We start from the raw sequence: 626 nt of genomic DNA on the forward strand, positions 1-626 counted from the left end.
CCCGTGGCCCCGTGTCCCCCGTGGCCCCGGAGCTCCGCGTCGTGCGCCCCCGTTACGTCCGGGGTGCCGCGCCGTTCCGCCGCCCCGTGCCGGCGGTCCGGGCGCCGCGCCCCTTCCGTGGTCTCCACTCTTCCGTCTGCGCCGGTGAGGGCCTATCCGCATCCCTACTCATCTCCCGTACTAGGTAGGGATACTCAGACCTGCGCGGCAGCCCCCGTCCCGGCAGGCACCGGCCTGACGGACGAGCTGTCGGTGGCACCCCTTAGGGTCACTGACATGGCACGAATTGCGGTGATCGGCGCCGGGACCGGCGCGATGGCGGCGGCCGCCCGGCTCTCCGTGGCAGGCCACCGGGTGACGGTGTACGAGCGGTCGGAGACCTACGGCGGCTCGCTCGGCCGGTACGCCCGTGACGGCTTCGTCTTCGACACCGGCCCCGGGCTGCTGCATCTGCCCGCGGTCTACCGCGACCTCTTCGTGAAGACGGGCAGGGAGAGCCTGGAGGAGTGCGTGACGCTCACCCAGGTCGACCCCGCGAGCCGCCATCTCTTCGCGGACGGCACCGCGGTGTCGCTGCCCAACGCCTCACGGGCCGGGGTGGTCGGCGCGCTGGACGGTGCGCTCGG

Annotated in this window: 1 protein-coding gene; it reads left to right on the forward strand. The window is 73.5% G+C overall.

Annotation, left to right across the window (positions count from 1 at the left end):
- Window positions 1-276: 276 nt before the first annotated feature.
- Window positions 277-626 (forward strand): NAD(P)-binding protein (locus BFF76_RS30375; protein WP_167359549.1); only part of this gene is annotated, 350 nt, incomplete at its 3' end.

Source organism: Streptomyces mutomycini (assembly GCF_001700505.1).
Lineage (GTDB): Bacteria > Actinomycetota > Actinomycetes > Streptomycetales > Streptomycetaceae > Streptomyces > Streptomyces mutomycini.